Raw genomic sequence first — 26,737 nt, 5'->3', positions numbered from 1 at the left:
GCCGGGCAGCTCGGTGGGCTTCAGGGTGGTCGAACCGGCGCCGACGTCCGCGCCGCAGGGATGATGCGGCCCGGGAGACCAGACGGCTGAGGGCGGTTTTCATTGGTCCTCCACTCATAGCGTTCAGTACTTCGAGCGTACGGAACGCGGGCGAGGGTGAGGCGATCTGAGTGACATTTGAGGGTGCACAACGGGACCACCCAACCGCCAATGTGCACACCGGTCGTGAGCACCCTGCTCACCCTCACCCTCGCCGACCACCACCAGCACCCCCTCGGCGTCTGCGTGGTAACGCCCCCTCCACAGGCCACCATGGAGCCTGATCCGACATGGCCCCGCCCAGCGCTCGGGAGCGTCTCTTCGATCAGGCAGCTCGACATTGTGGGTGGGACCTGGCCACGCCAGGCAGGTGATCCGGCGGCTGAGGCACTCCCCTTCGCATGCTCGAGTAGACGAGAATCACAGGCATGGGAAAGACACACGAACGCATAGACGGAAGACTCCGCGCCTTCATCGAGTCACAGCCCATCTTCTTCACCGCGACGGCGCCGTTGTCCGGCGACGGTACGGTCAACCTGTCGCCCAAAGGCCTAATCGGCTCGTTCGCGGTACTCGACGAACAAACGGTGGCCTACCTCGACTTCGCCGGCAGCAACGCCGAGAACGGCCGCATCACCCTGATGTGGTGCGCCTTCCAGGGCCCGCCGAACATCGTGCGCATTCACGGCCGTGGAGAGCCGGTCTTCCGCGACGACCCACGCTTCGAGGGCCTGCTCGCGAACTTCCCGGACATCGACCCGGCATCGCACGGACTGCGCGCCATCATCGTGGTAACGGCCGACCTAGTCCGTGACACCTGCGGCTACGCCGTTCCGTTCATGGCATACGAAGGGGATCGCGATCTGCATCGCAAGCGCTTCGAGCGTGAGGACGACGATTCCCTGGCGCGCTACTTCGAGAAGAAGGAGCACATCGCGGCAAGCCTCGACGGTCTGCCCGGCCTACCGCTTCCGCTGCCGCCCCTCAGTCTCTAGTACATGTCCCTTCGAGCCGTAGCTCGTTGTTCCGGCCCGAGCGGCAGCAGTTGTGGTCGGCGGACGACGCCTGGGAACGGCTGCTCCAGCACTTCCAGCCCATCGTCGACGCCAAGGGCGGCATCGACCGGGACATCCATGCCGACTGCGCCTCGGTTCGGGCCCACCAGTACGCCGCCGGGGCCCCGAAGGCCCCGGCGGCACCGCCCCGGGGGCCTCAAAGGGGGCCACACAAAGGTCAGTTCACGTACCTGCGCACTTTCGCCTAGGCGTGTTACTGAAGGAACTGGTTGTGGGCGCCGGCTTCGGCGGCGGACTTCAGTTCGCGCAGCCAGGCCTCGAGGCCCTGACGGAGGATCTTGGTCGCGGTGGGAACGTCCGCTTCCACCTGGGCGCCGGTGTGGGTCTCCTCGGTGCTCACACGGACGCCGCCCTTGACCTCGGTGAAGTTCCAGACATGGACGCCGTCGATGCGCAGTCCTTCGCCGATCGCGGGACCGGTCCAGCGGATGCACGAGTTGTGCTTGATCTGCTGGACGGTAGAGGTGATCTCCAGGCTGGTGGCGGGAGTCGAGGGGTTAGGGGGTATCGGGGTCGTCCACCGGAATGCCGAACCCTTGCGGAAGGGGCCGTGGTCGAGGCGTTCCACGCTCTCGACGGGGGTCTGCCAGGACGGCCAGCGCTCCACGTCGGTCTGTAGCTTCCAGACGGTGCGCAGCGGGGCGTTGATCACGGTCTCGGTCCGGTGGCGGACGAGAGCGTCGGGGTCGACGCCCTTCCCGCGGCAGGTGAGGGACTTGCCGGGTTGGGAGGCGTGGGACGTGTGGGAGCCGGCGGCACCGGCGGCCCCGGCGGGTGCGGCAGCGGCGCCGAGGAGGCCGAGGGCGAGCGGGACGGGGAACAGGGCGGCGCGGATGCCGGTACTGCGGATGCCGGACATGGCGTTCTCCTCTGTCGGTCGGGACGTGAGCACTGCCAGTCGGCCACACCGAGCGGCCCACTCCGATATAAGCTCACGCTTTCGTTAGAGGTTATAACGTCAGCCGGAGTGGCAGGTCAATGGGTGCGTGATAGCTTCTAACCAACCCTTGAGGATGTAGCCAGATGGATGGAGGCGGTGGCAGGCCATGGCGACGACGGGCGCGAACACCCCGCGGGAGCGCTATCGGGCCCAGGTGCGAGCGGAGGTCACGCAACGCGCCTGGGAGCAGATCGCCACGGCGGGAGCGTCCGCGCTCTCCCTCAACGCGATCGCCAAGCAGATGGGCATGAGCGGACCGGCGCTCTACCGCTACTTCGCCAGCCGCGACGACCTGATCACCGAACTCGTCCGGGAGGCGTACCGAAGCCTCGCCGAGACTCTCCGCACGGCCTCTGCCACCGGCGCCGACCTGGCCGGGCTGGCACACGCCCTGCGCGGCTGGGCCCTGACGGACCCTCAGCGGTACTTCCTCGTCTACGGCACCCCTATCCCCGGCTACCACGCGCCCGCGGACACCACCGCTATCTCCTCCGAGATCATGACGACCCTGCTCGACGCGTGCACGGCGCTCGCACCGGACGACGCCGCGACACCCTTCGGCACCTACCTGGAGGACCACCGGGACTGGGCCGCCGGCCACCCCGCCTCACCCGAGGCCCTCCACCGGTTCCTGACCTTCTGGACCCGCCTGCACGGCGTCCTGTCATTGGAGCTCGCCGGCCACTTCACCGGCATGGGCCTCGACCCCGCCCTGCTCTTCGCGGCCGAACTGGACGACCTGCTGGCACCCCGATCCTGAGGTCCTGAGGTCGCATGCGGTGCAACGCCTCCGGATCCGGTTCGGACGCCGGCGGATCACAGGAGATGCGCTGAGTCCGCTGGTCCAGCGTTTCCTTCGGGTCGGGTCGTCTGATCGCTGGTCCGTGTGCGTCGTTGCCCGATGTACAGATGCACACGGGGCGCGGATAGAGCCGTTACGCCCCTGCCCGGCGGCCCGCTCCGCCGCTCCTGCGCCGGCGTTGCGTCAGGAGCGCGGCGGGACCGGCGACCGCCAAGGACCAGGAGAGGTGACCGGCGCAGACGAGCTCCTGGGCGGCGGTCCAGCGTGTGTGCCACGGTTTTCCAGACAGTCCCCGGCGACCGCGTCGCGGGCGTCTCTCTCCGGGGGCTTACCGTCGTCGGTCGCCATGCTCAATACCCAGAACCCTGCCAAGACCACGGTTACGGCGCCGAGCGCGATGAGCGGCCGGAGCCAAGGACGTCGCGCAGGCCCCGTCGGCGTGAACATCGGGACGCCGGACTGCTGGACCGGCAGCGGCCCGTACGCAGGCTGCTGAACTTGGACGAACGGACCAGTGGCAGGGGGCCCGTAGGGGGCCGGGCCACCGTGACCTGGCGGCGGACCGTACGGGGTCGGGCCGGGCTGCCGGCCGTAGGGAGTCGGCCCCTGTGGTGGCGGTGAGTACGCAGACATACGGGTCCCCCTGTGGTGATGCGGTGGCCTGGCGCGCCAGATCGAGTTCGATCGCCAGGCTATGAGGTCCCCGTGCCTCTGCCGCACACCGGGCCACTTCGTGCTGTGTCCCTGTCCTGCGGTCACCCGCCACGCCCGCCCGTCGGCCGGCTGGATGGCCGGCTGGCCGGCTGGATGGCTGGCTGGCTGGCTGGCTGGCTGGACGAAGGGCATACCGACGGCCCATGGCCCATGCCCTCCACAACGGCCACAGGCGCCCAAGCACATCGGGTACGGCTGCCTATTCCCACACCTCGGGCCCACCGCCCTGCCACTCGATCAGGCTACGGTCATCGAGGGCGATGAGACTGTCGTCGATACCCGCCTGCCGCAGAAACCGCACCACATCAGCGGTGTTGTAGGCCACACCGAGAGCTACCCCGCCGAGGGTCACCGGACGACCTCCGTCACTGGCGGGCGGACAGACATGAAGAGGGGCATGCTTCACCATGTCCCCTAGCTTTCACCCGAACATCTCCCGCCGCACCTGCTGTCGCCCTCATCAACAGGTGGCCGCCCATCGCCGAGACGGGAGATTGCGGAGACGTTCGTGCGGGTCACCGCTGCCTGGTGCTCCAGGCCGAAGCCAAGGTCGACTACCGAGCGGTCTTCTTCGGCACGCTGGCTCACGCCTCGGCGTGAACCGTCTTCCTCCGGCCCGTTGACCCCGCCGCTGGCGTCGTGGTCGCAGTCGTTGCCGCACGCGCCCCCTCCGCGCCGCCGCCTCGCCACCGCCTCACTTACGAACAGGTCGTGGTTGCCCTGATCCAGCGGCACGAGGACCTGACCGGTGCCCCCTGGAGCAGGTTCCCGGCGTCGTAGCAGGCATCGATGAAGCGCGGCCCGTCGGCCACGGTGTCGCCGACGGATGGTTTCGTGAACAGGCGAAAATTCGGGTGAGATCGGCGCGACGATGCGAAACACTCACGCCGGCCGATGAGTTTTACTACGCGTGCCGGTCTCTTCCTACAATCACCACCCACGTCCGTGCCGACAGCCCTTGGCTGCGAGGCGACTGTGACCAGGAACCCCCAGCGAGGTGCTGCCATGTCAGCTGTGATCCAAGAGCGACCCCCCGCGCAGGCGGGCCGCATACCGACCGTGGTGCGGCTGCTGGTGCTGGCCACGTTCGTAGTGATCCTGAACGAGACGATCTTGATCAACGCCATCCCGAGGTTGATGGAGTCGTTGCACGTCACCCAGCAGTCGGCGCAGTGGGTCTCCACCGCGTTCATGCTGACCATGGCCGCTGTGATTCCGGTCACCGGCTGGTTCCTCCAGCGGGTCACCACCCGCCAGGCCTACGCCATCGCGATGGGCGTGTTCCTCGCCGGTACCGCCCTGTCAGCCGTCGCGCCGTCCTTCGAGGTGCTGCTGCTGGGGCGGATCGTGCAGGCCGCAGGTACAGCCGTGATGATGCCCCTGCTGATGACCACGTTGATGATCGTGGTGCCCGAGCAGGACCGCGGCCGGGTGATGGGCAACGTCACCCTGGCGATCTCGGTGGCGCCCGCGCTCGGACCCGCCGTGTCCGGGCTGATTCTCCAGGTCGGCTCCTGGCGAATGCTGTTCGTGGCCGTCCTGCCGATCGCGGCTCTGGTGACCTTCTTCGGGCTGCGCAAGGTCGACAACATCAGCGAGCCGCAGGTGAGCTCCATCGACTGGCTGAGTGTCTCCGTGGCGGCGCTCGGCTTCGGCGGTCTGGTCTACGGCCTGAGCCTCCTCGGCGAAACCGGCGGCAGGGTCGGGCTCGGCATCGGCATCGGCATCGGCGGGGTCGTGGCCATCGCGGTTTTCGTGATCCGCCAGCTCAAGCTGCAACGCACCGGCGTGCCGCTGATGGATCTGCGCACCCTCGGGTACCGCACCTTCGGCCTGTCCTTGGCCCTCATATCCATCGGCTTCCTGGCGATGCTCGGGTCGATGATCCTGCTGCCGCTGTACCTCCAGAACATGCGCGGGCTCAGCCCGCTGGAGACCGGCCTGCTGGTCATGCCGGGCGGTCTGGCCATGGGACTGCTCGGACCGACCGTCGGAAAGATATTCGACCGGTTCGGCAGTCGGCCGCTGGTACTGCCCGGCTCGATCGGCATGGTGCTCGCCCTCGCCGGTTTCACCCAGGTCTCGATGACGATGCCGTACTGGCAGGTGCTGGGACTGCACGCGTTGCTGATGGTGAGCCTGGCGGCGACGTTCACCCCCGTCTTCACTCTTGGCATGGGCGGTCTGCCCCCGCACCTGTACTCGCACGGCAGCTCGATGCTCGGGACGTTGCAGCAAGTCGCCGCGGCGTTCGGGACCGCGCTTGTGGTGACCGTGATGACCGCGCGCACCGGTCACCTGGTCGCCGACGGCGTCGCCGCCGTGCCCGCGGAGCTGAGCGGGATGAAGCTGGCCTTCGGTGTCGCCGCCGCTCTCGCCTTGGTGACGATCGTCGTTGCCGCGAAACTGCCGGGCCGGATGGCTGCCGCCGACGCCCAAGACGGCAGCCCCGCGGACCAGCCCACCGGGGCATGAGGGCCGCCGGGTGAAGCTCAAGCCGCCCGAATTGCGGAAACAACAATGCACACCGTGATGAACCGGCCAACCGGTACGTAGCCTCACCCTGAACCTGGCCGGACCTGTCCACTGGCCTTGTCCCGAGCCTGCGCACCGAAGACGTCCGGGGCAGGCGCGCGCGATCTCACCAGACAGGACATCGAACAAGCCGGCAGACCGCATCGTCTGAGGCCACAAGCGAAGCGGACCAGTTCCTGTGAGACCGGGCCGGGCCGGATCGACGGAGACGGGACACGCCGGGCGGTGACGACAGACCACCACCGGTTGTCCCGCCTCGGCGAAGTCCGGCCTGTCACCGCCGCTGTTTTCCCTCGAAGACCGCAGGCCGCACCGACATCCCCGTCCACCCCGGCTGCGCCCGGCCGATGACGCGAACCCTTTCCAGCGCCCAGCACGTACACGGCGAGGACGGCATGGGCGCCATCGGCCTGCCCACCCCGACCACCGCCTGCGAGAGCACGCGCGCCGTCGATGCCCTGCTGTCCTGCCTCCGCGAACACGCGGGAGAGCTGACACTGGTCACGCTCGCCCCCTCACCGACATCGCCGCCGCCCTGCTGGGCGATCCCGAGCGGTGGCCGAAGGACTGGCCCAGGGCCGGGCCACGACCGGAGTGAGTACCGGGCTGCTGCTGTGCTGCCAGCGCCACCAGAGCCCGGACGAAAACCTCGCCGGTGACGAGACCCTGGCGAATGGCCTGATCCCTCCGGCTGCTGAGCCCCCATTACCGTCTTCGTGGCCCCGCAATGGGGCTCCCGGCCTCTGGAGCTGGCATGACTTTCTCCCCTGTCGAAGGCATGGCCTGGGGGGTGGTGTCACCGGCTCCGGAGGCACTGACAGACCGCTGATTAGGGCATGACCACCGGCTTGTCCGCAGGTCGGGAGGCTCTTCGTAATGTGGATGTGGCGATCGGTGCCGTGGGACGGCCGGGTGAGGACGACCAGAGGATGCGCATGATCGACACCATCGAGATCGGCGCCTTCCCGGGCCTGGACGTCGGCAAGGGCGAACACCACGCCACCGCCGTCACCCCGGCCGGGAAGAAGGCGTTCGACAAACGGCTGCCCAACAGCGAACCCAGACTCCGCGAGGTCTTCGACAAGCTCAAGGCCAAACACGGCACCGTGCTCGTGGTCGTCGACCAGCCTGCATCGATCGGTGCCCTGCCGCTGGCAGTGGCCCGGGACATGGGCTGCCCGGTCGCCTATCTGCCCGGTCTGACGATGCGGCGGATCGCCGATCTCTATCCGGGCGAGGCGAAGACTGACGCTCGCGACGCGTTCGTCCTCGCGGACGCCGCCCGCGTCATGCCGCACACCCTCCGCCCCCCCGCTCGCTGATCCGGCCTGACCCGGCCTGATCCGGGGCCGGACCCGAACGAAAGACCCTAGCCTTGTCGGCCGATGGCGCGACAGTGCGCACACCTCGGAGGGACGACAGCAACGATGCGGGCACGGATCGAACTACACAGCACCGACTGGACCGAGGCGGGACACGCCTACGGCGACGGAGCGGACACCCTCAAGTGGCTTCTCGACGCCTGTGGCGAGGACTCGGACCGCGCCGGGCGGGCCGTTGGCGTCCTCCACAACTGCCTGGTCCACCAGGGAAGCGTCTACGCGGGGTCGGCCAAGGCGTACCCCGTTCTCGTGGACCTCCTGCTCGACCCCGCGGCACCTGGCCGGGCAACCCTCGCTGACCTGCTGCTCGGCATCACCATCGGCATCGCGGAGACCGAAGCCGTACACCACGAGATCCGTGCGGCCCACGCGCGGGCGACACCTCGCCTGCTCCCCCTCCTCGCCGACCCGGTCCGTGAAGTGCGGCACCGCGTCGCCTACGTGACCGGGTTGCGCACCGGGCACGAGGAGCTTGCCGTACACGCGTTGGGCGAGCGCGCGCTCAACGAACCGGATCCGCTCATCGCGGCGGTCATGACCGGTGGCGTGGCCCGGCACGATGTCGCCGGCCGCGCCGCGTGGCTCTCCGGCGCTCTGGCCTCCCGTCATACGCCCGCTGTGCGCGCCGCCGCGGCGTGGGGCATTGCCCAAGCCGGACTGCCGTGGACCACCGAGGTGACCACCGCCGTCGCCGAGGCCTGGGAGCACGGCGACGTGCTCAACGGCGATGTCATCGAAGGCGAACAGTGGCGCTGGTCGGACAACCCGCTGGCAGAGACGCTCATCGCCATGGCTGACCCGTTCCATGCGGCGAAGATCTGCCTACGGCTGGTCCAGTCGGAAGACGAGGACACCGCGGAGTGCGGCGCCGTCGCCGCCGTGGGCCTGTTGGAGGAACACCCGCACGCGTACCCGGCGTTCGCCCCCGTGATCGCCGCCGCCCGCGCCCACCAGGACATTCAAATCCGCTCTTACGCCGATGACCTCGACGCCCTCACACCGGCGGACGACGAGGACCACATCGTGCGCTAAGGGCCTGTCGCCCAGTTGGGGTGCTGCTACGCGATTCGGTCCGGCTCCAGCACGACGTACCGCAGGGGCGGGGATGATTGCGCTCCGCGTACACGGTGGCGGGTATCTGCCCGTTCTCCCCCGGCGCGAGGATGGTTCGATGATGTACGGGTCGGTGTGGTGGCGCAGCTCGATCGGGTTCTCCCGGCGGCGCGGACCATGCCGGGCAGGGCCTGGCGCCCGCTCTCGGTAGGACGCCTCGCTGGTCCTGTAAGAGCCAGCCAGACCCGCCGGCGCTTCACCCGCTGAGAGCCAAACCGGTGAGGGCGCTCGCTCAGGCGGGCCGGGGCACTGTTCGCTCGCCCAGCAACTGCGACGGTGTCTTGACCTGTGCGGAGACGAACTCCACGGCTGCCACCTGCTCCCGCGAACCGCGACCCAGCAGGACCACTGATATTGCCTCCGGTACCGGGCCGGCAGCTGGGTCCGCCGGTCGTGCGGGCGGATCCGGGAACCCGGCGGCTTGTGCTGATGGAGCGTCGGCTTCGTCGGCCGTCCATGGGGCACGTGGCTGTGCCGCGCCGGGTCCGGACAACGCCCCGAGCAACCGGTCCAGGCCCCGGCGATGCCGGGTGAAGGCGCGTTGCGGGGCCCACCGGCCTCGGGCTTCCTGGCCCGACAGCGCCTCGGTCACCCCTACGTCCAGCACCACCAGGTGAAGTTCGCGTCCTTGACGTCCAGCACTTCTGGCCAGCCACCGGCGCATCCACGGCCGCCCACCGCAATCGTGGACCAGCAAGGACTCGCCGTCGCGTACCGCCGTACGCAGCCACCGGAAGTACCTCCACCGCGCCCAGGGCCGGTACATCGCGTACGGCAGCCGGGCCGGCATCGCCGTCTCACAGGCGACGTGGACGACTCGCGGATCTATGACGGCCGCGGCCGTGGACCAACGTCGCAGCAGGGTGCTCTTACCGCTCCCGGGCAATCCGGAGACCACCACCACCGCCCCCGCGGGATACGACAACCGAGCCGGAATGTCTGCCGGCCCCCGCAGGTCCACCAGTCCTCGCGGCCGCAATGCCGACTCCTCCTGCGCAGCAACGGAGTTCTCCGTCGCGCCCGACCAGACCGAATTGCCCACTACCCGTCCTTTGACCTGACTGATGGCCCCCGCAGCCGCGACCAGCGATCCTCACACAGCGCACAAGGACTTCAAAGCCGAGGCGGTTTCTGTCCGTTCCTGTCCTGCTCGGCCGCGCCGTGGCCCCGGGCCTCTCCGCTCAGCGGTGCGGTCCCTGCCCGGACCGCACCCGCCAGTCTCTGCCGCCCGCTCGGCTGCGTACACGATCGCCCCGACGCCTGTCGACCGGCATCGTGGGGGGAGGACCGTGGACGGCAGGACTCTGGGTGGCAGGACCGTGAGTGGCACGACCGTGGACAGCGGGTCGAAGCGTCCGGGCGTCGGACGCGGCGGGGACCGGTCGGACCAATACGCCGGTCCACCAATACGCCGGTCAACCGATGTGCCGATGCTCCGGTGCGCCCCACAGCTGTTGCGGCGTGGCGACAATGCGGCCTTTCGCCGGGCAGTGGGCTCGCTCAGCGTTCCGGGGAGGTCGTCGAGGGCGCGGGCGGAGGCGGGTGTGCGCGCAGCACGCCGTACACGGACCAGGCCACCGAGACCAGCGGTACGGCGACGACCGCTCCGGGCACACCCGCCGTGACGCTGCCGCAGACGACCGAGAGCGCCACCACCACCGGGTGCATGCGGACGGCCCGGCTCATCACGAGGGGGTGCAGCACATGGCCTTCGATCTGTCCGATGACGACGATCAGCAGCACGACGACCGCGGCCACCAGAGGCCCCTTCGCGGCCAGTGCCACCACGGCGGCCACGGCCAGCGCCACGGGCGAACCCACCAGCGGGATGAATGCGGCGAAGAACTCCAGCACGGCGAGTGGGACGGCAAGGGGCACCCCCAGGGCGAAGAGCCCCACTCCCACCAGGACCGCGTTGCTCGCGGCGACCACCACGATCCCGCGGGTGTACCCGGTGAAGGTCACCCACGCGGCACGCCCCGCGACACGCACGGGCCGGCGCCCGCGCCGCGGAAGCTGATTGCCGAACCACTTCCACATCCGGTCGCCCGAATGCAGAAAGAAAACCGAGCAGAACAGCGCCAGCGCCCCCACCGCCAGGACTTCCACGAGCTGGCTCACGCCGCTGAGCGCGGTGCTGATCAGGCTCGCACGGTGGCTCGACACGAATCGCGACACCCGCTCCTGCACATCCGAGAGGGTCCCCGCGCGCAGACGGAAAGGCGGACCTTCGAGCCAACGCCCGATCCTGGTCACGCCGCCGACGAACTCCCGGCGCAGCCCCTGCCACTCACCGGCGACATTCGCCCCGATCAGGCTCAGGACACCGAAGAGCAGCACAATGCCGATCAGCAGACCGGCCGCTACCGCCCACGAGCGCGGTATCCAGCGGTTCAGGAGACTGACCAGGGGTTCCAGAAGAGCCGTCAGCACCATGGCCAGGAACACCGCCAGTGTCACCAGCTGGAACCGTCCCAGCGCCGCGAAGATCGCGTAGACGGCCGCGCCGACGATAATCAGGCGCCAGCCGTACGCCGCCGCCACCCGCAGCATCGGAGAGACTTCGGTGGCCTCCCCCGGACAGCCCGGCCTCTCACCCGCCGGCCGTCGCACGCCTACGGCTCGCGCCCCGCGGGCCAGTCGCGCGGTGCTCTTCCTGCGCCGCCGTGCACTGCCTTCGGGAGCGGCGGGGCAACGCCCGCGCTCCCTGCCGGATCGGTTCCGCACTTGGCCGCCACCGCCTCCCACCCCTCCCGCTGCCCAGGGCCGGAAGGGGGACGCCTGCCGCGAGGGGCAGGCGCCCGCCCTCCGCGCATACCCCAGGTGGTATCACCCCGGAACGGTCTTCGAACGTGTGCGGGCCCGTATTCCCCCGAAGGCACGCGGCAGGGGGAGGTTCCGGGCCGGACTGGCACGTCCGAGGCGGCTGGGGCGGCCGGCACGGCTGAGGTGGCCGACACGCCTGAGGCGACCGGGCACGGCTGAGGTGGCCGGCACGCCTGAGGCGGCCGGCACGGCTGACGGCCGCGGGTGCGCCCCCTCCATGGGCCTCCGACACCGCCGAGCACGCTTTTGCCGCCGTGCGGGCCCTCCGCTCCGGTGCTTCCGCTGAGGGCTCAAGCTGGGAGGTGAGGGCGCCTCCGCTCCCCCGCCGTAGGAGCGGGCGCAAAAAATCCCGGGCCGGTCGACTCCCGGTGTCGATCCGGGACGAGGTCATTCGTATAGAGGGTGAGAGGCCGGCAAGGCGCCGGCGGAACGCTCGGCCGAGGAGGCCCACCATGACGCACTACCTGCTCAGCATTTACCAGCCCGACGGGGACGGGACCCCGCCGCCGCCGGAGTTCCTGGAGCCGATCATGCGGGACGTCGAGGCCCTGAAGACCGAGCTCAGGGAGGCCGGCGCCTGGGTGTTCTCCGGAGGTCTGCACGCGCCGAGCACGGCCACCGTGGTGCGGCTGAAGGACAACGAGATGCTGACGACCGACGGGCCGTACATCGAGGGCAAGGAGCACATCGGCGGCTTCACCGTCATCCAGGCACCCGATCTCGATGCCGCGCTCGAATGGGGCCGCAAGCTCGCCCGCGCCACCACCCTCCCCATCGAGGTCAGGCCGCTACAGCACGGGTCCTGCGGGTGACATCCGGCATGCCGAAGGCGACCGCAGCGGACATCTCGGGTGTGTTCCGTGAGGAGTACGGCCGTGCGGTCGCCGTCCTGATCCGAGTCTTCGGCGATATCGACATCGCCGAGGAAGCGGTCCAGGACGCCTTCACCGCGGCGGTGGCGCGGTGGCCGTCCACCGGGCTGCCGCCGAGCCCGGCGGGCTGGATCATCACCACCGCCCGCAACCGGGCGATCGACCGCCTCCGCCGGGAAGCGTCCCGCGAGGACCGGCAGGCCCGAGCCGCACTGCTGCACGCCGGCGACGAACCGGCCGAGGAGGGACCCGTGCGCGACGACCGGCTTCGGCTGATCTTCACCTGCTGCCACCCCGCGCTCGCTCCCGCCGCCCAGGTCGCCCTGACCCTCCGGCTCCTCGGCGGGCTCACCACCACGGAGATCGCCCGCGCCTTCCTGGTCGCCGAGCCGACCATGGCGCAGCGGCTCGTCCGGGCCAAAGGCAAGATCCGCGACGCCCGGATCCCGTATCGGGTCCCCACCGACGCCGACCTCCCCGACCGCCTCCGCGCTGTACTGGCCGTCGTCTACCTCGTCTTCAACGAGGGCTACACGGCGAGCTCCGGTGAAGCACTGATCCGCGAGGACCTCTGCCGGGAGGCGATCCGCCTCGGCCGGCTCCTCGTCGAGCTGATGCCCGACGAGCCCGAGGCCATGGGTCTGCTCGCGCTCATGCTGCTGACCGAATCACGCCGCGCCGCCCGCACCGGCCCGGACGGCAACCTCGTGCTGCTGGCAGACCAGGACCGCGGCCGCTGGGACCACGGCCTCATCGCGGAGGGCCATGCCCTCGTCCGCCGGTGTCTGCGGCGCAACCAGCCGGGTCCCTACCAGATCCAGGCGGCGATCAACGCGGTCCACAGCGACGCGCCGACCGCGGCGGTCACCGACTGGCGCCAGATCCTCCAGCTGTACGACCAGTTGCTCTCCTTCGACCCGGGCCCCGTCGTGGCCCTCAACCGTGCGGTCGCGGTGGCGGAGGTCCGGGGGCCGGAAGAGGCGCTCGCCCTCGTCGACAGCCTCACGCTCGACCGCTACCACGTGTTCCACGCCGTCCGCGCCGACCTGCTACGCCGCCTCGACCGCAACGCCGAGGCGGCCCTGGCATACGACAAGGCGCTCGCCCGCACCGAGAACGCGGCGGAGCGTGACTTCCTGCGGCGCAGTCGTCAAGCCCTCCCCGGGGAGGGCCGAGGCCGAGGCCGGCAGTGAAGGAGTCAGCTCGGCTGCCACGGCAGGACCCGCGGCACCCCGGCAGCGCATCACGTCCTGTGGTGACGGACCTGCGGCGACGGTGACCATGAAGCGCCGCAGGCAGAGGGGCTGAGGGGCGACGGACGGATGTGGCGTGGTCGTTATGCCGAGGCGGCGGCCAGGGACGGAAGCTGGGTGGGCGGCGCGGGGGTGGCGGCGTCGAGGATCTGGCATTCGTCCGCGTCGTGGTGGGCGAGAACGGCGCTGAGGGCTTCTTCCGCCTGGCCGTGCTGCTGGGTGTCCGGCAGAACGGTGATCGACAGATGGCGCAGCAGCTCGGTATGGGCGGCCAGGACCTGACGGGTGCGGGTATCGGTGTGGTCGGTGAGCAGCAAGCGGGCCGCGGTGTTGGCGGCGCGCAGCCGGGGCTGGTGGATGCGGCGGTGGGAGCGGGGAAGGGCGCGCCAGGCGGTGTTGGCCACGGTCACCAGGCGCCAGATCTCGTTGTCGGCGGGTTCGGTGTCGTAGAACCGCAGGCCGTAGCGGCTCACCAGCCAGTAGGAAGCGGTCAGGGTGACAGCGGTGGCGGTGTCGAAGGCCAGCCAGAGCTGTAGCAGAGGGGGCTGGCCGTAGGCCGCTCGGACCACGAGGGCCGCGCCGGCCCCGCCGGCTCCGAACAGCAGCGCCCCGGCAAGCAGGAGGAGGAAGGCGGCCGGAAGAGCACCGATCCCATTGTTGCTGTCCAGGCGCGCCATGCCCTTCCAATGGGGCGCCAGATAGCGGGCGTAGCGGGCCGGCTTGGGGGCGGGCTCGATCAGGGCGATGCGTCCGGCCCAGCTGACGCTCATCGGTCTGTTCATCGTCTTGGCACCCAGGGGGTCGCTACGGGGAATCATGTGAGCGACAACGAGCCGTGAGGGAAAACGCGACATGTGAGGCGGAGGTTTAGGCAGCAGATTCCTCCCACCGGCCGGGCGCGCGACGCATCGGGCGGAATGCGCCGGTGCAACACCTGGCCGATCATCCGACACATAGTCACCGCGACACTCCCCGTGAACCGCGCTCACCGGCCGTCCATGTGGCCGCCGGATCACCCCGTCCGTTCGGCGTCCCTTCGGCTTCTCCGGGGGTCGCTGTCGCCGGTACGACGCGCGGTGGCTCCGGGGGTGTGAGCGTGTGCGCGCTGCGGCCGGAGGGGCGTCCCCGGCCGGACGGGGGGCCGGCCGGGGACTACAGAGCGTGTGCCCTGCGCGGCACCACCGAAACGCGGAGGCCCGGTCGATGTTCCCGCCCGCGCAGGTGAGTTGGCGCGGAGGGGGGCCACGGGCGCCTCGCGCGGGTGAGCCACGGGGCCTCGTATGGGTGAGCCACGGACGGGTGTTACGGCACGTCCCGTCCGTTCGGGCGGTATTCCTCGGGGATCGGCTGCTCGAACCAGACGACCTTGCCCGTGCTCAGCCGTGTCGCTCCCCAGCGCTGCGCGAGCCGGTCGACCAGGAACAGACCGCGTCCGCCCTCGTCACCCGCCTGAGCTCGTCGCATCCGGGGTACCTGCGGTGAATCGTCGCCCACTTCGCAGCGGAGCACATCGGTGCGCAGGAGCCGCAGCGCGATCGGCCGGTTGGCGTAGCGCACCGCGTTCGTCACCACCTCGCTGACCAGGAGCTCGGTCGTATCGAGCAGCGGGTCCAGGCCCCAGCGGTGCAGCGCTCTGCGGGTCAGCTGCCGGGCCCGGCCGGCCGTTTGCGGCTCGGGGTTGAGGAACCAGTACGCGACATTGCGCGGCGGAAAACCGTCGAACCGGGCGGCGAGCAGCGCGACATCGTCGTCCCGGGCGTCCTGGTCCAGGATGGTCAGCACCGCGTCGCAGAGCATTTCCAGCGGCGGGGAGGCGACCACGGCGGCAGCGGCTTGCAGGCGGGCACACAGCAGCTCCACTCCTGTCCAGACGTCCCTGCCCCGGGACTCGACGAGGCCGTCGGTGTACAGGAGCAAGGTCGCTCCCGTGGGCGCGGGCATCTCCACGGATTCGAAGGGGACGCCGCCCACGCCGATCGGCGCGCCGGGCGGGATCCGAAGTACTTCGCCCGACCCGTCCGGGTGCAGCAGTACCGGGGGCAGATGACCCGCGTCGGCCACCAGCAGCCGCTGCGATATGGGGTCGTAGACGGCGTAGAGGCAGGTCGCCATGTGCTCGCTGCCGAGGCGCTGGGCCTGCTCGTCGAGGTGGTGCAGGACCTCTTCCGGCGGCAGGTCGAGCCCGGCGAGGGTCTGCACGGTGGTGCGCAGCTGCCCCATGATCGCGGCGGAGGTCATGGAGTGGCCCATGACGTCGCCGACGACCAGCGCGACGCGGTTGCCGGGCAGCGGGATCGCGTCGTACCAGTCGCCGCCCACCTGGGAGGTCTCGGCGGCCGGCAGGTACCGGCTCGCCAGCCGGACACCCGTGGTCTCGGGGAGCGAGGAGGGCAGCATCGTGAGCTGGAGCGCGTCGGCGAGCGAGGCTTCGTGCCCGTAGAGCGCCGCCTTGTCGACGCCGAACGCGGTGTGGGTGGCGAGCTGGGAGGCGACGAGGAGGTCGTCCCCCGTGAAGGCGATCCGCTCGGCGCCGCGCAGCAGGGTGACGGTTCCCATGAGGCGCCGGCGGCCGTACAACGGGGCGATGATCAACCGTCGGCCCGGTGACGGTGAAGCCGGCATGCTCGCCACCGGATCCAGCAGTTCGGTCACCACGGGCGCGATCTCCGGGGCGTCGCCGAACACGGGACGCCCGGTCAGCAGCAGCTCGGCGAACCGGCCGGTGACCGTCAGCTGTACGAAGTCCGCGGCTCCCGGAGGCGCGGCGGTGACCGAATCCTCCGGCCCCTGAGCGATGCTGTGCAGCCGCAGGACGAGGGGCTCGGCCGGCTGCCGCTCCCCGGTCGGGAGTGGATCACGCAGGTGGACGAGGATGGCGTCGGCGAACGTGGGGATCGCTGCCCGGCACAGTTCCCGGAGGGTTTCGTCCAGGTCGATTCCCCGGGCGATCCGCCGCGTGGCGGCTTCGAGGTACCGGAGCCGGTCGGTCGATGTGCCGGGGGCACGCTCCGCCTCGTCCCGGACGCCCTCCGCGGGGCGCTCGGCGGCGGCCTGATCCGGACCCGGACGGGTAGCCGGGCCCGGACCCGGACGGGTGGTGCCGCGGCGGGAAGGGGCCTGGTCCTCCGGGGGCACGCTGTCGGGACGGCCGCTTCCGGGAGACGGCGGCCGGGGCGGCGGGGCCGCGCCCGTGTCCACCGGCGTGGCGCCCACTGCCAGATCCTGGGGTGCACGACGGCCCCCGGTCCCGGCGGAGAGCCTGCCGGGGCCTTGGTCGGGGGTGCGGGGGTCCATTTCTCGTCTCGTCCGTCCGGTGGGCGCCAGGGACCGCGGGGCGGCCTCAGCCGCGCCGCGAGCAGTTGAGGAACAGCTGTTCCTCGGGCGGCACGTCCGAGATCGCGGGGGCGTAGGTGTACGAGGACTCCTCAACGACCTCGAAGTCCGCCTCCTCGATGGCCGTGCGCAGGTCGTCCCGCAGGTAGCCGGACACCCGGATGGTGTTGCCGAGGAACGGGATCGTGAAGTAGTCCACATCGGCCTCCACCATCGACAGGGTGAACAGGCCACCGGGAACCAACAGGCCGTGGATCGTCCGCAGCGCACCGGGGATCTCGGCGCGCGGCAGCATCAGCAGGGAGAAAAAGGCCGCGACCGCATCGAAACGACCCAGGTCGTGGGGGCCGTCGGGCCCCAGGTCGGCGATATCCAGCCGGTGGAACGTTGCACGGGGCACATACTCCCGGGCGAGATCCACCATCCCACGGGACAGGTCCACGCCGACCACCGCGAAACCCGCCTCCACCAGCTGCCGTGCCGTCGGGAGGCCGGTTCCACAGCCCAGATCCAGCACGCGGGACCCGGCGGGCAGCGTCCTGATCAGCCACTCGGCGGCGGCGAGCTGCCCCTTCTTGTACGGGAACGCCTCGTCATAGCGGTCGCCGATCGCGTCGAACGCCTCGGCCTGCCCCTCGCGATCGGGCCGTATGCCCTCGGGGGCGGCCTCGTCGCTCTCGTAACCGGTCTCCAGAAAACCTTCGCTCACGAATGACGCCTCTTCACGTGCGTTTATTCGATTACCTCCATCATGCACCCCTCCCGACCGCCACCGCCCCCTGCACAGCAGCAGGCCGCCAGGGCTCGCACGGAGCGCGCACGGTGGCCAGGACCGGCCGCTCGTCCGGCAGCCCGACCGGCGGCGGGGCGCCCGGCTCCGGAGCGCGGGGGTGGACGAACGGGCGAGCGACGACCACCTCCGAGGGCTTCTCCCCAACCGTGGTGGCCGGCGCCCTTCCACACACCCGTGGCCGGGCACCGTGCTGCCGAACACCCCCGCTGACCGCACGCAGTTGAGCGTCGGCCGAACGGTTTGCGGAGCCGCCGCCACGGATAGTTCCCCCGTACCCAGACGTACCGCGGCACAGGTCACGGGGACAGGAGACCAGATGGCAACGGAACCGGTGGAGGCCCTCGATCTGGCGGCGTTAGGCAAGGATTACGTTCGCGATCCGCACGCCGTGTACGCGCGGCTGCGCGAGCGGGGGCCCGTACACCGCGTACGTCTCCCGGAGGGCACGGTCGTCTGGCTGGTCGTCGGCTACGAAGAGGTGCGCGCGGCCCTCAGCGATCCTCGTCTGTCGAAGGAGTGGCGGCACGCCTCGTCCGCGCAGACCATGCAGCAGGTGTCCATCGGCGTGTCGATGCTCCGCTCCGACGCGCCTCAGCACACCCGTATCCGTGGACTGGTCGCCCGTGCCTTCACCGCGCGTCGGGTGGCGTCCCTCGCGCCACGTATCCAGGAGATGACCGACGAGCTCCTCGCGGCGATGCTCGCCGCACCCGAAGGCCGCGCCGACCTCGTCGAGGCGCTGTCCTTCCCGCTCCCGGTCACCGTCATCTGTGAGCTCTTGGGAGTGCCCTTCCTGGAGCGGGACGCCTTCCGCACCTGGACCGACATCCTGATGGTCGGTGCCGCGACGCCGCAGACCAGGGAAGCCCTGACGGCCATGGCCGGCTACCTCGACGACCTGGTGAAGACCAAGCGCGCCCGGCCCGGCGACGATCTGCTGACCGATCTGATCGCGGTGAGCGACGAGGACGGCGACCGGCTCAGCCAGGTGGAACTCCTGGGAATGGCACAGCTGTTGCTGATCGCCGGCTATGAGACCACCGCCAATCTGATCTCCAACGGCGTCCTGGCGCTGCTCACCCATCCCGAGCAACTCGCCCTGCTGCGCGCCGACCTGTCCCTCGTCGACGGCGCGGTCGAGGAGATGCTGCGCTATGACGGGCCGCTGGAGACCTCCACGTTCCGTTTCACCCTCGAGCCGACCGAGATCGCGGGCACGGTCATCCCCGGTGGCGGCGAGGTGGTGCTCCCCGTGATCGCCGACTCGGGCCGCGACCCCCGCCGATTCGACGATCCCGGCCGCTTCGACATCACCCGCGACGCCAGGGGCCATGTGGCCTTCGGCCATGGCATCCACTTCTGCCTCGGGGCCCCGCTCGCCCGGCTGGAGGCGCGGATCGCGGTGCGCACGCTCCTGGAGCGCTGCCCGAAGCTGGAGCTGGACGCCCACCCGGCCGACCTGTCCTGGCGGTTGGGCGCCTTGCTCCGTGGTCCGCGGAGTCTTCCCGTCCGCTGGTCGTGAAGGGCCTTGCCGGCAGGCCGCCTCGGCGGATGGCGGTGGACGGGATCGGCTGACTCCGCCACGTACGGAACGACGGAACGTATGAACGCCGGTGGCTGTACCCCAACCGTTCGGGTACGGCCACCGGCGTCCGTGCGCCTGCTGCTCAGCGGACTACTTGGTGAAGCCGATGCGCTCGTAGACCACGTCCGTCATGCCGAGCGCACCCATGTTGACGAGGTTCTTCTTGATCGCCGCGATGTCGGGGCGCTGGTAGAGCGGCAGGACTCCGGCGAGCTGCCACGCCTCGGCGTCGGCCTGGTTGGTCTGCTTGAGCGCGCCGGCCGGGTCGGCGGCGTTGGCGCTGGCCGCGTAGAGGAGGTCGTCCAGCTTCTTGCTGCCGACGTTGGCGTCGTTGTTGCCGCCCTTGGCGCTGTAGACGTTGGTGGAGCCACTGGCGGGGAACGGCGTGCCGAGCAGGGTGTAGGGCGTGATGTCGAAGTCGCCCGGGGTGATGTACTTGTCGAAGAAGTCGTTGAACGGCACCGTCTGGACCTGAAGCTTGACGCCGACCTGCTGGTACATCTGCGTCAGCATCGACCCTTCGTTGGTGGCCGCGGGGGTGTTCGCCGGGATGATGAACCGCAGCGACAGCTCCTTGCCGCCCTTTTTACGGGTCTTGCCGCTGAGCTTCCATCCGGCCTCGTCGAGCAGCTTTCCGGCCGCCTTCGGGTCGTACGTGCCGAGCTTGCCCGAGTTGCCCTGGTACCCCTTCTGGTTGGAGATCAGGAGGTGGTTGTCCATGGTGGAGGGCTTCCAGCCCAGGCCCTTGAGGTCCGACTTGGCGATCGTCGCGCGGTCGGTGGCCATGAAGAGCGCCTGGCGGACCTTCGGGTCCTTCAGCTTGCCGCTCCCGCCGTTGAAGGTGAGCTGACGGTAGTTGGGGCCGCCCGCTTCACGGAGCTCACCGGCCGACACCTTGGACGCCTGCCTGTAGGCGGAGGCGTCGCCACCGACGTCGAAGTAGTCGATCTCGCCGTTGGCGAAGGCGCCGGGCATCGAGCTGGTGTCCATCGCGTGGAAGACGATCTTGTCCAGCTTGGGCTTGTCACCCCACCACTTCGGATCGGCCACCACGGTGACGGTCTTGGCGGACTTGTCGATGCTGCCCAGCTTGAAGGCGTTGCCGGTGACCGGGATCTTGTTGACGTAGGCGGTGTTGAACGCCTTGGCGTCCGAGACGTACTTCGCCGGGTACAGCGGCTGGTTGGCCGACGCGTTGAACATGGCCTTCCAGTCCGCGAACGGCTTGGCGAAGGTCATGACGGCCTCGTACTCGTCCTTGCCCTTCTCGACGTCCTCCACCTGGTCGAAGCCGACGGTGGAACCCACCTTGAACGCCTTGTCGTGACCGTCGAGGGCCTTGGTGTTGGCCGCAAGGTCCTTCCAGGTGATGGGCGTGCCGTCGGACCACTTCGCCTTGGGGTTCAGATGCCAGGTGACGACCTGCTTTCCCTTGACCGTCGCGGACGAGGCATCCAGCAGGAACGCCTTGTTGGGGTTCTGCGCACCGTGCGCGTCCGAATGCCACAGGCTCGGCATCAGGGACTTCATGACTTCCGTGGGGCCGGACTGCAGGCCGTCGACCTCCGCGATGTTCCACTGGGTGGCGAACGTCTGGATGGCCCAGTTCATCGTCCCGCCCTGCTTGAGCTTCGCAGGGTCCGTCGCCTTGATGTTGACGGCGGTCGTCCCCTGCGGAGCCTTCTGCTGGGCGTCGTCGCTGTCCGAGCCGCCGCAGGCGGTCAGTGCCAGCGACGACACGGTGAGGGTCGCGACGAGGGCGAGTGGATAGCGGGAGACCTTCACGGATGCCTCTTCCTGAGCTGTCGAAAACGTGCCGGCTACGGATGTGCGGGTGCGGAGCGGAGGTGCGGGCGGATCAGTGCGCTGCGGGCGGGACGACATCGAGCGGCGTCGCGTAGTGGCAGGCCGCCGTGTGGTCCGCGGCGAGGACAGCCGTGGCGGGGTCCTCGTCCCGGCAGCGCGCCTGCTCGCTGTCGTTGAGCCCGGCGTACTTCGGGCAGCGGCCGGCGAACCGGCAGCCGGACGGCACGTCCGCCGGACTGGGCAGGTCGCCGCTGAGCAGGATCCGGGTGCGTTCCCGCTCCTTGCGCGGGTCGGGCAGCGGGACCGCGGACAGCAGCGCCTGGGTGTACGGATGGGACGGCGCGGCGAAGACGTCGTCGGCCGCGCCGAGCTCCACGATCCGGCCGAGGTACATCACCGCGATGCGGTCGGCGATATGCCGTACGACGGACAGGTCGTGGGCGACGAAGAGGTAGCTGAGCCCGAGACGGGTCTTCAGCTCGTCGAGGAGGTTGAGGACGCCCGCCTGGATGGACACATCGAGGGCGGAGACCGGCTCGTCGAGAATGACCAGCTTGGGTTCCAGCGCGAGGGCGCGGGCGATGGAGATGCGCTGGCGCTGGCCGCCGGAGAACTCCTGCGGGTAGCGGTCGGCGTGCTCGGCCTCCAGGCCGACCATGTCGAGGAGTTCGGGGATGCGGGCGGCGATGCGTTCCTTGTCCCAGCCGTGTGTCTTCAGCGGCTCGGCGAGGATGTCGCCGACCGGCATCCGGGCGTCGAGCGCCGCCATCGGGTCCTGGAAGACGATCTGCATGTCGCGGCGGAGCCCCTTGCGGTCCGCCCGGCTCAGGCCGCGGATGTCCTTGCCGAAGACGGTGACGGTGCCGGCCTGGCCGCTGGGCAGGTCGAGGATCTCCAGCAGGGTCGTGGTCTTGCCGCAGCCGGACTCACCGACCAGGCCCAGCGTCTCACCCTCGCGGATGTCCAGGCTGATGCCGTCCACGGCCCGTACGGTGCCGACGGTGCGCTTGACGATGGCGCCCTTGGTGAGCGGGAAGTGCTTGACGAGCCCGTCGAGTGCCAGAACGGTGGGGCGCTCGTCGCGCGGCAGCCGCTCGATCGCGCCGGCTTCCGGGAGGACCGGCACCGGGTAGACGGCGTCGCGGTCGAGCCCGGCGCCGATCTCGTGCGCGCGGTGGCAGGCGGTCGGATGGTCGGAACCCTCGGCGACGGTCAACTCCGGTTCCACCGTGTGGCACTCGTCGATCGCAATCGGGCAGCGCGGGGCGAAGGGGCAACCGGGCACCAGGCCGACCATCTTGGGCGGGTTGCCGTCGATGGGGGTGAGGGCACGGCGCGCGGTGCCCTCCGTCCGGGCCTCGTCCAGCCGCGGGATCGAGCCGAGCAGACCGATGGTGTACGGCATCCGCGGACGGTAGTAGACCTCGTCCACCGGGCCCGCCTCGACCGGCTTGCCCGCGTACATGACCTGCACGCGGTCGGCGAAACCCGCGATGACACCGAGGTCATGGGTGATCATGACGATGGCGGCGCCGGTGACCTCCTGAGCGGTCTTGAGCACCTCCAGGACCTGGGCCTGGATGGTCACATCGAGGGCGGTGGTGGGCTCGTCGGCGATGATGACCTTGGGGTCGTTGGCGATGGCCATGGCGATCATCGCGCGCTGGCGCATACCGCCGGAGAACTCGTGGGGGAACGCGTCCACCCGGCGCTTGGAGTCGGGGATGCCGACCACGTCGAGGAGGTCGACGGCCCGTTTGCGGGCGACCTTCTTGTCCAGCGACTGGTGGGCCTGGATGGCCTCGATGATCTGGTCGCCGACGGTGTAGACGGGGGTCAGCGCGGACAGCGGGTCCTGGAAGACCATGCCGATGTCCTTGCCGCGGATCTTCGACATGGCGGCGTCGCCGAGGCCGAGCAGTTCGCGCCCGGCGAGCTTGACCGACCCGGCGACCTCGGCGCTCTCGGGGAGCAGCCCGAGTACGGCCATGGAGGAGACCGACTTGCCGGAGCCGGACTCACCGACGATGCCGAGCACCTCGCCGGGACGCACGGCGTAGGAGACGCCGCGTACGGCCTGCACGTCGCCCGCTTCGCTCGGGAAGGAGACCGTCAGATCGCTGACGTCGAGGACGGGCTGCGCCGCGTCGAGAGCCTCGGTGGGCTGGGACGACCTGGTCTCGGTCACCGTCGGGGTCCTTCCTGGGGCGCGCGGTGCGCGGGGTACTGGTGCTGATGCTGGGGATGGACAGCGCGCTTCACGAGGCGGCGCCCTGGCTGCCGGCGGACGTCTCGGGCTCATCGGGCCGAGTGCCGGAAGCCGTCGCCTGAGCCGGAAGCACCGCGCCCGCGGCCGGTAGCCGCTGCTTCAGCGGCTTCTTCTTGCGGGGCGAACGTGCCTTCGCTCCCGACGCGTTGGGGTCGAGCGCGTCGCGCAGCCCATCGCCGACGAAGGAGATGGAGACGCCGATCAGCACCAGACAGCCTGCCGGGAAGAAGAACAGCCACGGGTAGGTGGAGGCATTGGTGGTGTTGTCGGCGATCACCGTGCCGAGGGAGACATCGGGTGCCTGCACGCCGAATCCGAAGTACGACAGGCTGCTCTCGCCGATGACCGCCGCGCCGACCTGGATGACGGTGTCGATGATGAGCATCGAGGCCATGCTGGGCAGGATGTGCCGGAAGATGATGACGGGCGCGGGGACGCCCATGTACTTGGCGGCCTTGACGAATTCGCGGTCCTTGAGCGTGAAGGTCATCGAGCGTACGACGCGGCCGGTGACCATCCAGCTGAAGGCACCGAGCAGGACCACGAAGATCAGCCAGGTGGCGCCGCGGAAGGCGGGCGACAGGACGGCGATGATCAGGAACGAGGGCATCACCAGCAGCAGGTCGACGATCCACATCAGCACCCGGTCGGTCCAGCCGCCGAAGTACGCGGCGAAGGCGCCGACCGTGGCGGCCAGGAAGGTGGAGATGACACCGACGAGGAGGCCGATGATCAGCGACTTCTGAAGACCTCTCATCGTGAGCGAGAAGAGGTCGACGCCGCCTTGCGTGGTGCCCCACCAGTGGTCCTCGGAGGGGCCGGCGAGGAAGTTCATGAAGTCGTGCTGCTGGTAGTCCCACTTGGTGAGGAGCGGGCCGCCGTATGCGCCGAGGAACAGCAGAACCAGCAGGAAAAGTCCGAACAGTGCCAGTCGGTTCCGGGTGAAGCGACGGACCGTCAGCCGCAGCCGGGAGGTAGGGGCCTTGGCGGGGCGGCCTTCGGCTTCACCGGGCGGGACGGGGCCGGGGACCGGTTCGGTCGCGGGGGGCAGCTGGACGCTCATCGCGCGCTCTCCTGAGGGGCGGTGGGGGTGGGGGCCGGTCGGCGATGGGGGCACCTCCCAGCGGAAGCCGGGGTGGGGGCACCTCCCAGCGGTAGCTGGGGGAGTCAGCGGACCCGTACGCGCGGATCGAGCGCCGCATACAGCAGATCGGACAGCAGTCCCGCGATCAGCACCAGGACGGCGGTGAACAGCCCGACGGTGGCCACGGAGTTGACGTCCTGCTTGTTGATCGAGTCGACGAGCAGCTCACCCATGCCGTGCCAGCCGAAGGTCTTCTCGGTGAAGGTCGCACCGGTGAAGAGCAGCACGATGTTGTAGACCAGCAGGGGCACGACGGGCAGGATCGCGGTGCGCAACCCGTGTTTGACCAGGGCCTTTCGGCGGCGCAGTCCCTTGGCCCTGGCGGTGCGCAGAAAGTCGCTGCCGAGGACGTCGAGCATGGTGGAGCGCTGGTAGCGGCTGTAGAGCGCGACCTGAAGGATGATCAGGGTGAGCGCGGGGAGCAGCATGTGCTGGGCGCGGTTGACGAGGGCGTCGAGGTTCCACTGGCCCGCGTACTGCGGGTCGTACTCGCCGAGGACCTTGATGGTCTGGGAGCCGTCGTTCAGCGCGGTGGCGCCGATCTTCAGTGCGACGCCGATCACGAAGACCGGCATGGCCAGCACGAAGAAGGAGGCGAGGGTGGTGAACCGGTCGAAGAAGCGGTACTGGCGGATGGCGCCGAATGCGCCGAGCGCGACACCGCCGAGGGAGCCGATGAGGGTGGCGATCAGCAGCAGCCGGGTGGAGACGCCCACCCTGCGGCCGAAGTCGTCGTTGACGTCGTCACCTTCGATGGTCTTGCCGAGGTCGCCGTGGACGACGCCCTCCGCCCAGTGCCCGAACCGGGACAGGATCGGGGTGTCCGGGTTCATGTTGTAGTCGTCGAGCGTCTTGGTGATCGACGACGCGGGCAGCGGCGGGTTACGGCCCTCGAACTTGGCGCGGGGATTGAGGCTGAGCCCGGCCAGAAAGTAGGTGAGGGAGGCAGCCACGATGACCAGTACCAGATAGTTCGCCAGCCTGCGCAGCAAGTAACGGCCCATGCCGATGTCTCTCCCTCGCGCGCACCGATTCAGCCATGTTCAGCCGAAGTGGGGGTCGGTGCGGATCGAGCACATCTTTCATGTATTCAACACGTTTGTCGATAACGAGATGTTTACGGATGGGTAACGTCAACTCCTTTGGTGAACAAGGGCATTGCGGACACCACTACCGGATTCCACGGAAGTAACGAAGGATCACTTTCGATTCCCAGGCATTGACCGCTCCCCGGCGGGGCGATACCCGACATCCGGACACCGTCCGAACGTGATGTGGTGCGCGGGTAGTTGACGAAGACTTTACGACAGCGGAGGTAGTGGGTACGCACAGCGGGCCTCACCTTCCCCACCCTCCCCACCTGCCGCCGGAGGCCCGGTGACGGCCGCGCGGACGAAGTGGCCGACGGGAATCACCATGACCCTCGACCGGGCCACGAAGCCCGGTGGGCGACTCGACGCGTTCAAAGGATCAATCGGGATGTTCCGGGGCGGCTGACCCTAGGGTGGCGTCGTGAACGGCCCTCAGCGAGTACAGGACGACGAGGGGAGCGCGGCCCGGCTCCTCGCGCTGTCGGACGGTGTGTTCGCCATCGCGATAACGCTGCTGGCGCTGGACATCACACTGCCCGCCGGACTGGACCCCGCCGGTTTCGAGCGGGCACTGAGCGACGTGATGCCCAAGGTGTGGGCGTACGCCCTCAGCCTGCTGGTCATCGCGGCGTTCTGGCGGGGCCACCACCAGATCTTCCGGTATGTACGGGAGGTGGACGGGACGGTCATCCGGCTCGGTCTGCTGGGCCTGGGGCTGATCGCCCTGATGCCCTTCCCCACCACTCTGCTGGCCGAGTACGGGGACCTGTCGCAGTCGGTGGCCGTCTACTCCGGCGCCGTCGCGGCGATGGGGGCCACCCAGCTCGCACTGACGGTCGTCCTGTGGAAGCGCCCGTGGCTGGGGAGGGCGGCGCTGCCCGATCCCGTCGCACGCAACGATGTGGCCGACCTCGCGGCGACGGTGCTGGTCTTCGCCGTCGCCGTGCCGCTCGCCTTCGTCTCCCCGACCGGCGCGAAGCTGTGGTGGACGGTACTGATCCCGGTCAGAGTGGTGACGGGCAAACGGGGCAAGCGCCTGCGCGCGGCCGCTCAGCGGGCCGGCTCCTAGCTGTATTGCCCTGTGAGGTTGGGGACGCGGCTGGCGGGTGGTTTGCCTGCGAGCGCGGTGTGTCCGCGGTGGTGATTGTAGGTATGCAGCCATTG

General features: G+C 69.6%; 21 protein-coding genes and 1 pseudogene. 11 read left to right on the top strand and 11 right to left on the bottom strand.

Annotated elements, in window-relative coordinates; translation table 11 throughout:
* Positions 1-467 precede the first annotated feature (467 nt).
* Complete coding sequence (locus tag IF67_RS0136855) at positions 468-1,034, top strand: pyridoxamine 5'-phosphate oxidase family protein (protein ID WP_030993191.1); 567 nt, start codon at positions 468-470, stop codon at positions 1,032-1,034.
* A gap of 26 nt (positions 1,035-1,060) precedes the next feature.
* Positions 1,061-1,303 (top strand): hypothetical protein, encoded by a 243-nt coding sequence (locus IF67_RS0136850; protein WP_051819045.1) that lies wholly within the window; start codon positions 1,061-1,063, stop codon positions 1,301-1,303.
* A gap of 5 nt (positions 1,304-1,308) precedes the next feature.
* On the opposite strand, the gene IF67_RS0136845 is transcribed toward IF67_RS0136850, so the two are convergent.
* Complete coding sequence (locus IF67_RS0136845; RefSeq protein WP_030993188.1) at positions 1,309-1,974, bottom strand: SRPBCC family protein; 666 nt, start codon at positions 1,972-1,974, stop codon at positions 1,309-1,311.
* Between the two features lie 187 nt (positions 1,975-2,161).
* On the opposite strand from IF67_RS0136845, the gene IF67_RS0136840 reads away from it, so the two are divergent.
* A complete protein-coding gene (locus tag IF67_RS0136840; RefSeq protein WP_030993186.1) occupies positions 2,162-2,815 on the top strand; it encodes a TetR/AcrR family transcriptional regulator in 654 nt (217 codons plus the stop codon).
* A 955-nt stretch (positions 2,816-3,770) separates the two neighbouring features.
* Here the strand turns inward: IF67_RS0136840 and IF67_RS0136835 are convergent.
* Complete coding sequence (locus tag IF67_RS0136835; RefSeq protein WP_030993184.1) at positions 3,771-3,980, bottom strand: hypothetical protein; 210 nt, start codon at positions 3,978-3,980, stop codon at positions 3,771-3,773.
* 596 nt (positions 3,981-4,576) lie between these two features.
* Between IF67_RS0136835 and IF67_RS0136830 the strand changes: the two genes are divergently transcribed.
* The 4 genes and pseudogenes from IF67_RS0136830 to IF67_RS0136815 all read left to right on the top strand — a co-directional run bounded on the left by IF67_RS0136830 (position 4,577) and on the right by IF67_RS0136815 (position 8,520).
* Entirely contained in the window at positions 4,577-6,046 is a 1,470-nt protein-coding gene (locus tag IF67_RS0136830) for an MDR family MFS transporter (RefSeq protein WP_030993182.1), read from the top strand.
* 407 nt (positions 6,047-6,453) lie between these two features.
* Positions 6,454-6,765, top strand: coding sequence for a hypothetical protein (locus tag IF67_RS45545; RefSeq protein ID WP_234341599.1), 312 nt, complete (start codon positions 6,454-6,456; stop codon positions 6,763-6,765).
* Positions 6,766-7,041: 276 nt separating this feature from the next.
* Positions 7,042-7,413, top strand: a pseudogene (locus IF67_RS39905) (IS110 family transposase); the annotation flags it as partial.
* 120 nt (positions 7,414-7,533) lie between these two features.
* Entirely contained in the window at positions 7,534-8,520 is a 987-nt protein-coding gene (locus IF67_RS0136815) for a hypothetical protein (protein WP_030993179.1), read from the top strand.
* A gap of 313 nt (positions 8,521-8,833) precedes the next feature.
* Here IF67_RS0136815 and IF67_RS42545 read toward each other — a convergent pair whose 3' ends face one another.
* Together IF67_RS42545 and IF67_RS0136810 are read right to left on the bottom strand one after the other, a co-directional pair.
* Positions 8,834-9,499, bottom strand: a complete 666-nt coding sequence (locus IF67_RS42545; protein WP_234341602.1) for a TGBp1 family protein — start codon at positions 9,497-9,499, stop codon at positions 8,834-8,836.
* 602 nt (positions 9,500-10,101) lie between these two features.
* On the bottom strand, positions 10,102-11,154 hold the full coding sequence (locus IF67_RS0136810) for an AI-2E family transporter (RefSeq protein ID WP_051819043.1): 1,053 nt from the start codon (positions 11,152-11,154) through the stop codon (positions 10,102-10,104).
* Between the two features lie 725 nt (positions 11,155-11,879).
* Between IF67_RS0136810 and IF67_RS0136805 the strand changes: the two genes are divergently transcribed.
* Both IF67_RS0136805 and IF67_RS0136800 read left to right on the top strand, forming a co-directional pair.
* Positions 11,880-12,239, top strand: a complete 360-nt coding sequence (locus IF67_RS0136805; protein WP_030993176.1) for a YciI family protein — start codon at positions 11,880-11,882, stop codon at positions 12,237-12,239.
* Positions 12,240-12,247: 8 nt separating this feature from the next.
* Entirely contained in the window at positions 12,248-13,492 is a 1,245-nt protein-coding gene (locus tag IF67_RS0136800) for an RNA polymerase sigma factor (protein WP_030993175.1), read from the top strand.
* A gap of 143 nt (positions 13,493-13,635) precedes the next feature.
* Here the strand turns inward: IF67_RS0136800 and IF67_RS0136795 are convergent, their stop codons facing one another.
* The 3 genes from IF67_RS0136795 to IF67_RS0136785 form a co-directional block, all read right to left on the bottom strand.
* Positions 13,636-14,334, bottom strand: a complete 699-nt coding sequence (locus tag IF67_RS0136795) for a hypothetical protein (protein ID WP_234341598.1) — start codon at positions 14,332-14,334, stop codon at positions 13,636-13,638.
* Between the two features lie 520 nt (positions 14,335-14,854).
* Positions 14,855-16,765 (bottom strand): ATP-binding SpoIIE family protein phosphatase, encoded by a 1,911-nt coding sequence (locus tag IF67_RS0136790; protein WP_051819041.1) that lies wholly within the window; start codon positions 16,763-16,765, stop codon positions 14,855-14,857.
* A 127-nt stretch (positions 16,766-16,892) separates the two neighbouring features.
* Positions 16,893-17,594, bottom strand: a complete 702-nt coding sequence (locus tag IF67_RS0136785) for a class I SAM-dependent DNA methyltransferase (RefSeq protein ID WP_030993169.1) — start codon at positions 17,592-17,594, stop codon at positions 16,893-16,895.
* Positions 17,595-17,994: 400 nt separating this feature from the next.
* Between IF67_RS0136785 and IF67_RS0136780 the strand changes: the two genes are divergently transcribed.
* Positions 17,995-19,200 carry a cytochrome P450 family protein gene (locus IF67_RS0136780; RefSeq protein WP_030993167.1) on the top strand — a complete coding sequence of 402 codons (1,206 nt, stop codon included), beginning with the start codon at positions 17,995-17,997 and terminating at the stop codon, positions 19,198-19,200.
* A gap of 153 nt (positions 19,201-19,353) precedes the next feature.
* On the opposite strand, the gene IF67_RS0136775 is transcribed toward IF67_RS0136780, so the two are convergent.
* From IF67_RS0136775 to IF67_RS0136760, 4 genes are all read right to left on the bottom strand, one after another.
* Positions 19,354-21,048 carry an ABC transporter family substrate-binding protein gene (locus IF67_RS0136775; RefSeq protein WP_030993166.1) on the bottom strand — a complete coding sequence of 565 codons (1,695 nt, stop codon included), beginning with the start codon at positions 21,046-21,048 and terminating at the stop codon, positions 19,354-19,356.
* A gap of 73 nt (positions 21,049-21,121) precedes the next feature.
* Positions 21,122-23,257 (bottom strand): ABC transporter ATP-binding protein, encoded by a 2,136-nt coding sequence (locus IF67_RS0136770; protein ID WP_037840313.1) that lies wholly within the window; start codon positions 23,255-23,257, stop codon positions 21,122-21,124.
* Between the two features lie 70 nt (positions 23,258-23,327).
* Positions 23,328-24,401 carry an ABC transporter permease gene (locus IF67_RS0136765; RefSeq protein WP_078889867.1) on the bottom strand — a complete coding sequence of 358 codons (1,074 nt, stop codon included), beginning with the start codon at positions 24,399-24,401 and terminating at the stop codon, positions 23,328-23,330.
* 104 nt (positions 24,402-24,505) lie between these two features.
* Positions 24,506-25,486 carry an ABC transporter permease gene (locus IF67_RS0136760; protein WP_030993162.1) on the bottom strand — a complete coding sequence of 327 codons (981 nt, stop codon included), beginning with the start codon at positions 25,484-25,486 and terminating at the stop codon, positions 24,506-24,508.
* Positions 25,487-25,994: 508 nt separating this feature from the next.
* On the opposite strand from IF67_RS0136760, the gene IF67_RS0136755 reads away from it, so the two are divergent.
* Entirely contained in the window at positions 25,995-26,642 is a 648-nt protein-coding gene (locus tag IF67_RS0136755) for a TMEM175 family protein (RefSeq protein WP_051819039.1), read from the top strand.
* Positions 26,643-26,737 lie beyond the last annotated feature (95 nt).

The sequence above is a fragment of the Streptomyces sp. NRRL S-1813 genome (genome assembly GCF_000719605.1).
GTDB classification, from domain to species: Bacteria; Actinomycetota; Actinomycetes; order Streptomycetales; family Streptomycetaceae; genus Streptomyces; species Streptomyces decoyicus.
Note: the sequence above shows the minus strand (reverse complement) of the source record. Positions and strands in the feature narration are given on the sequence as shown.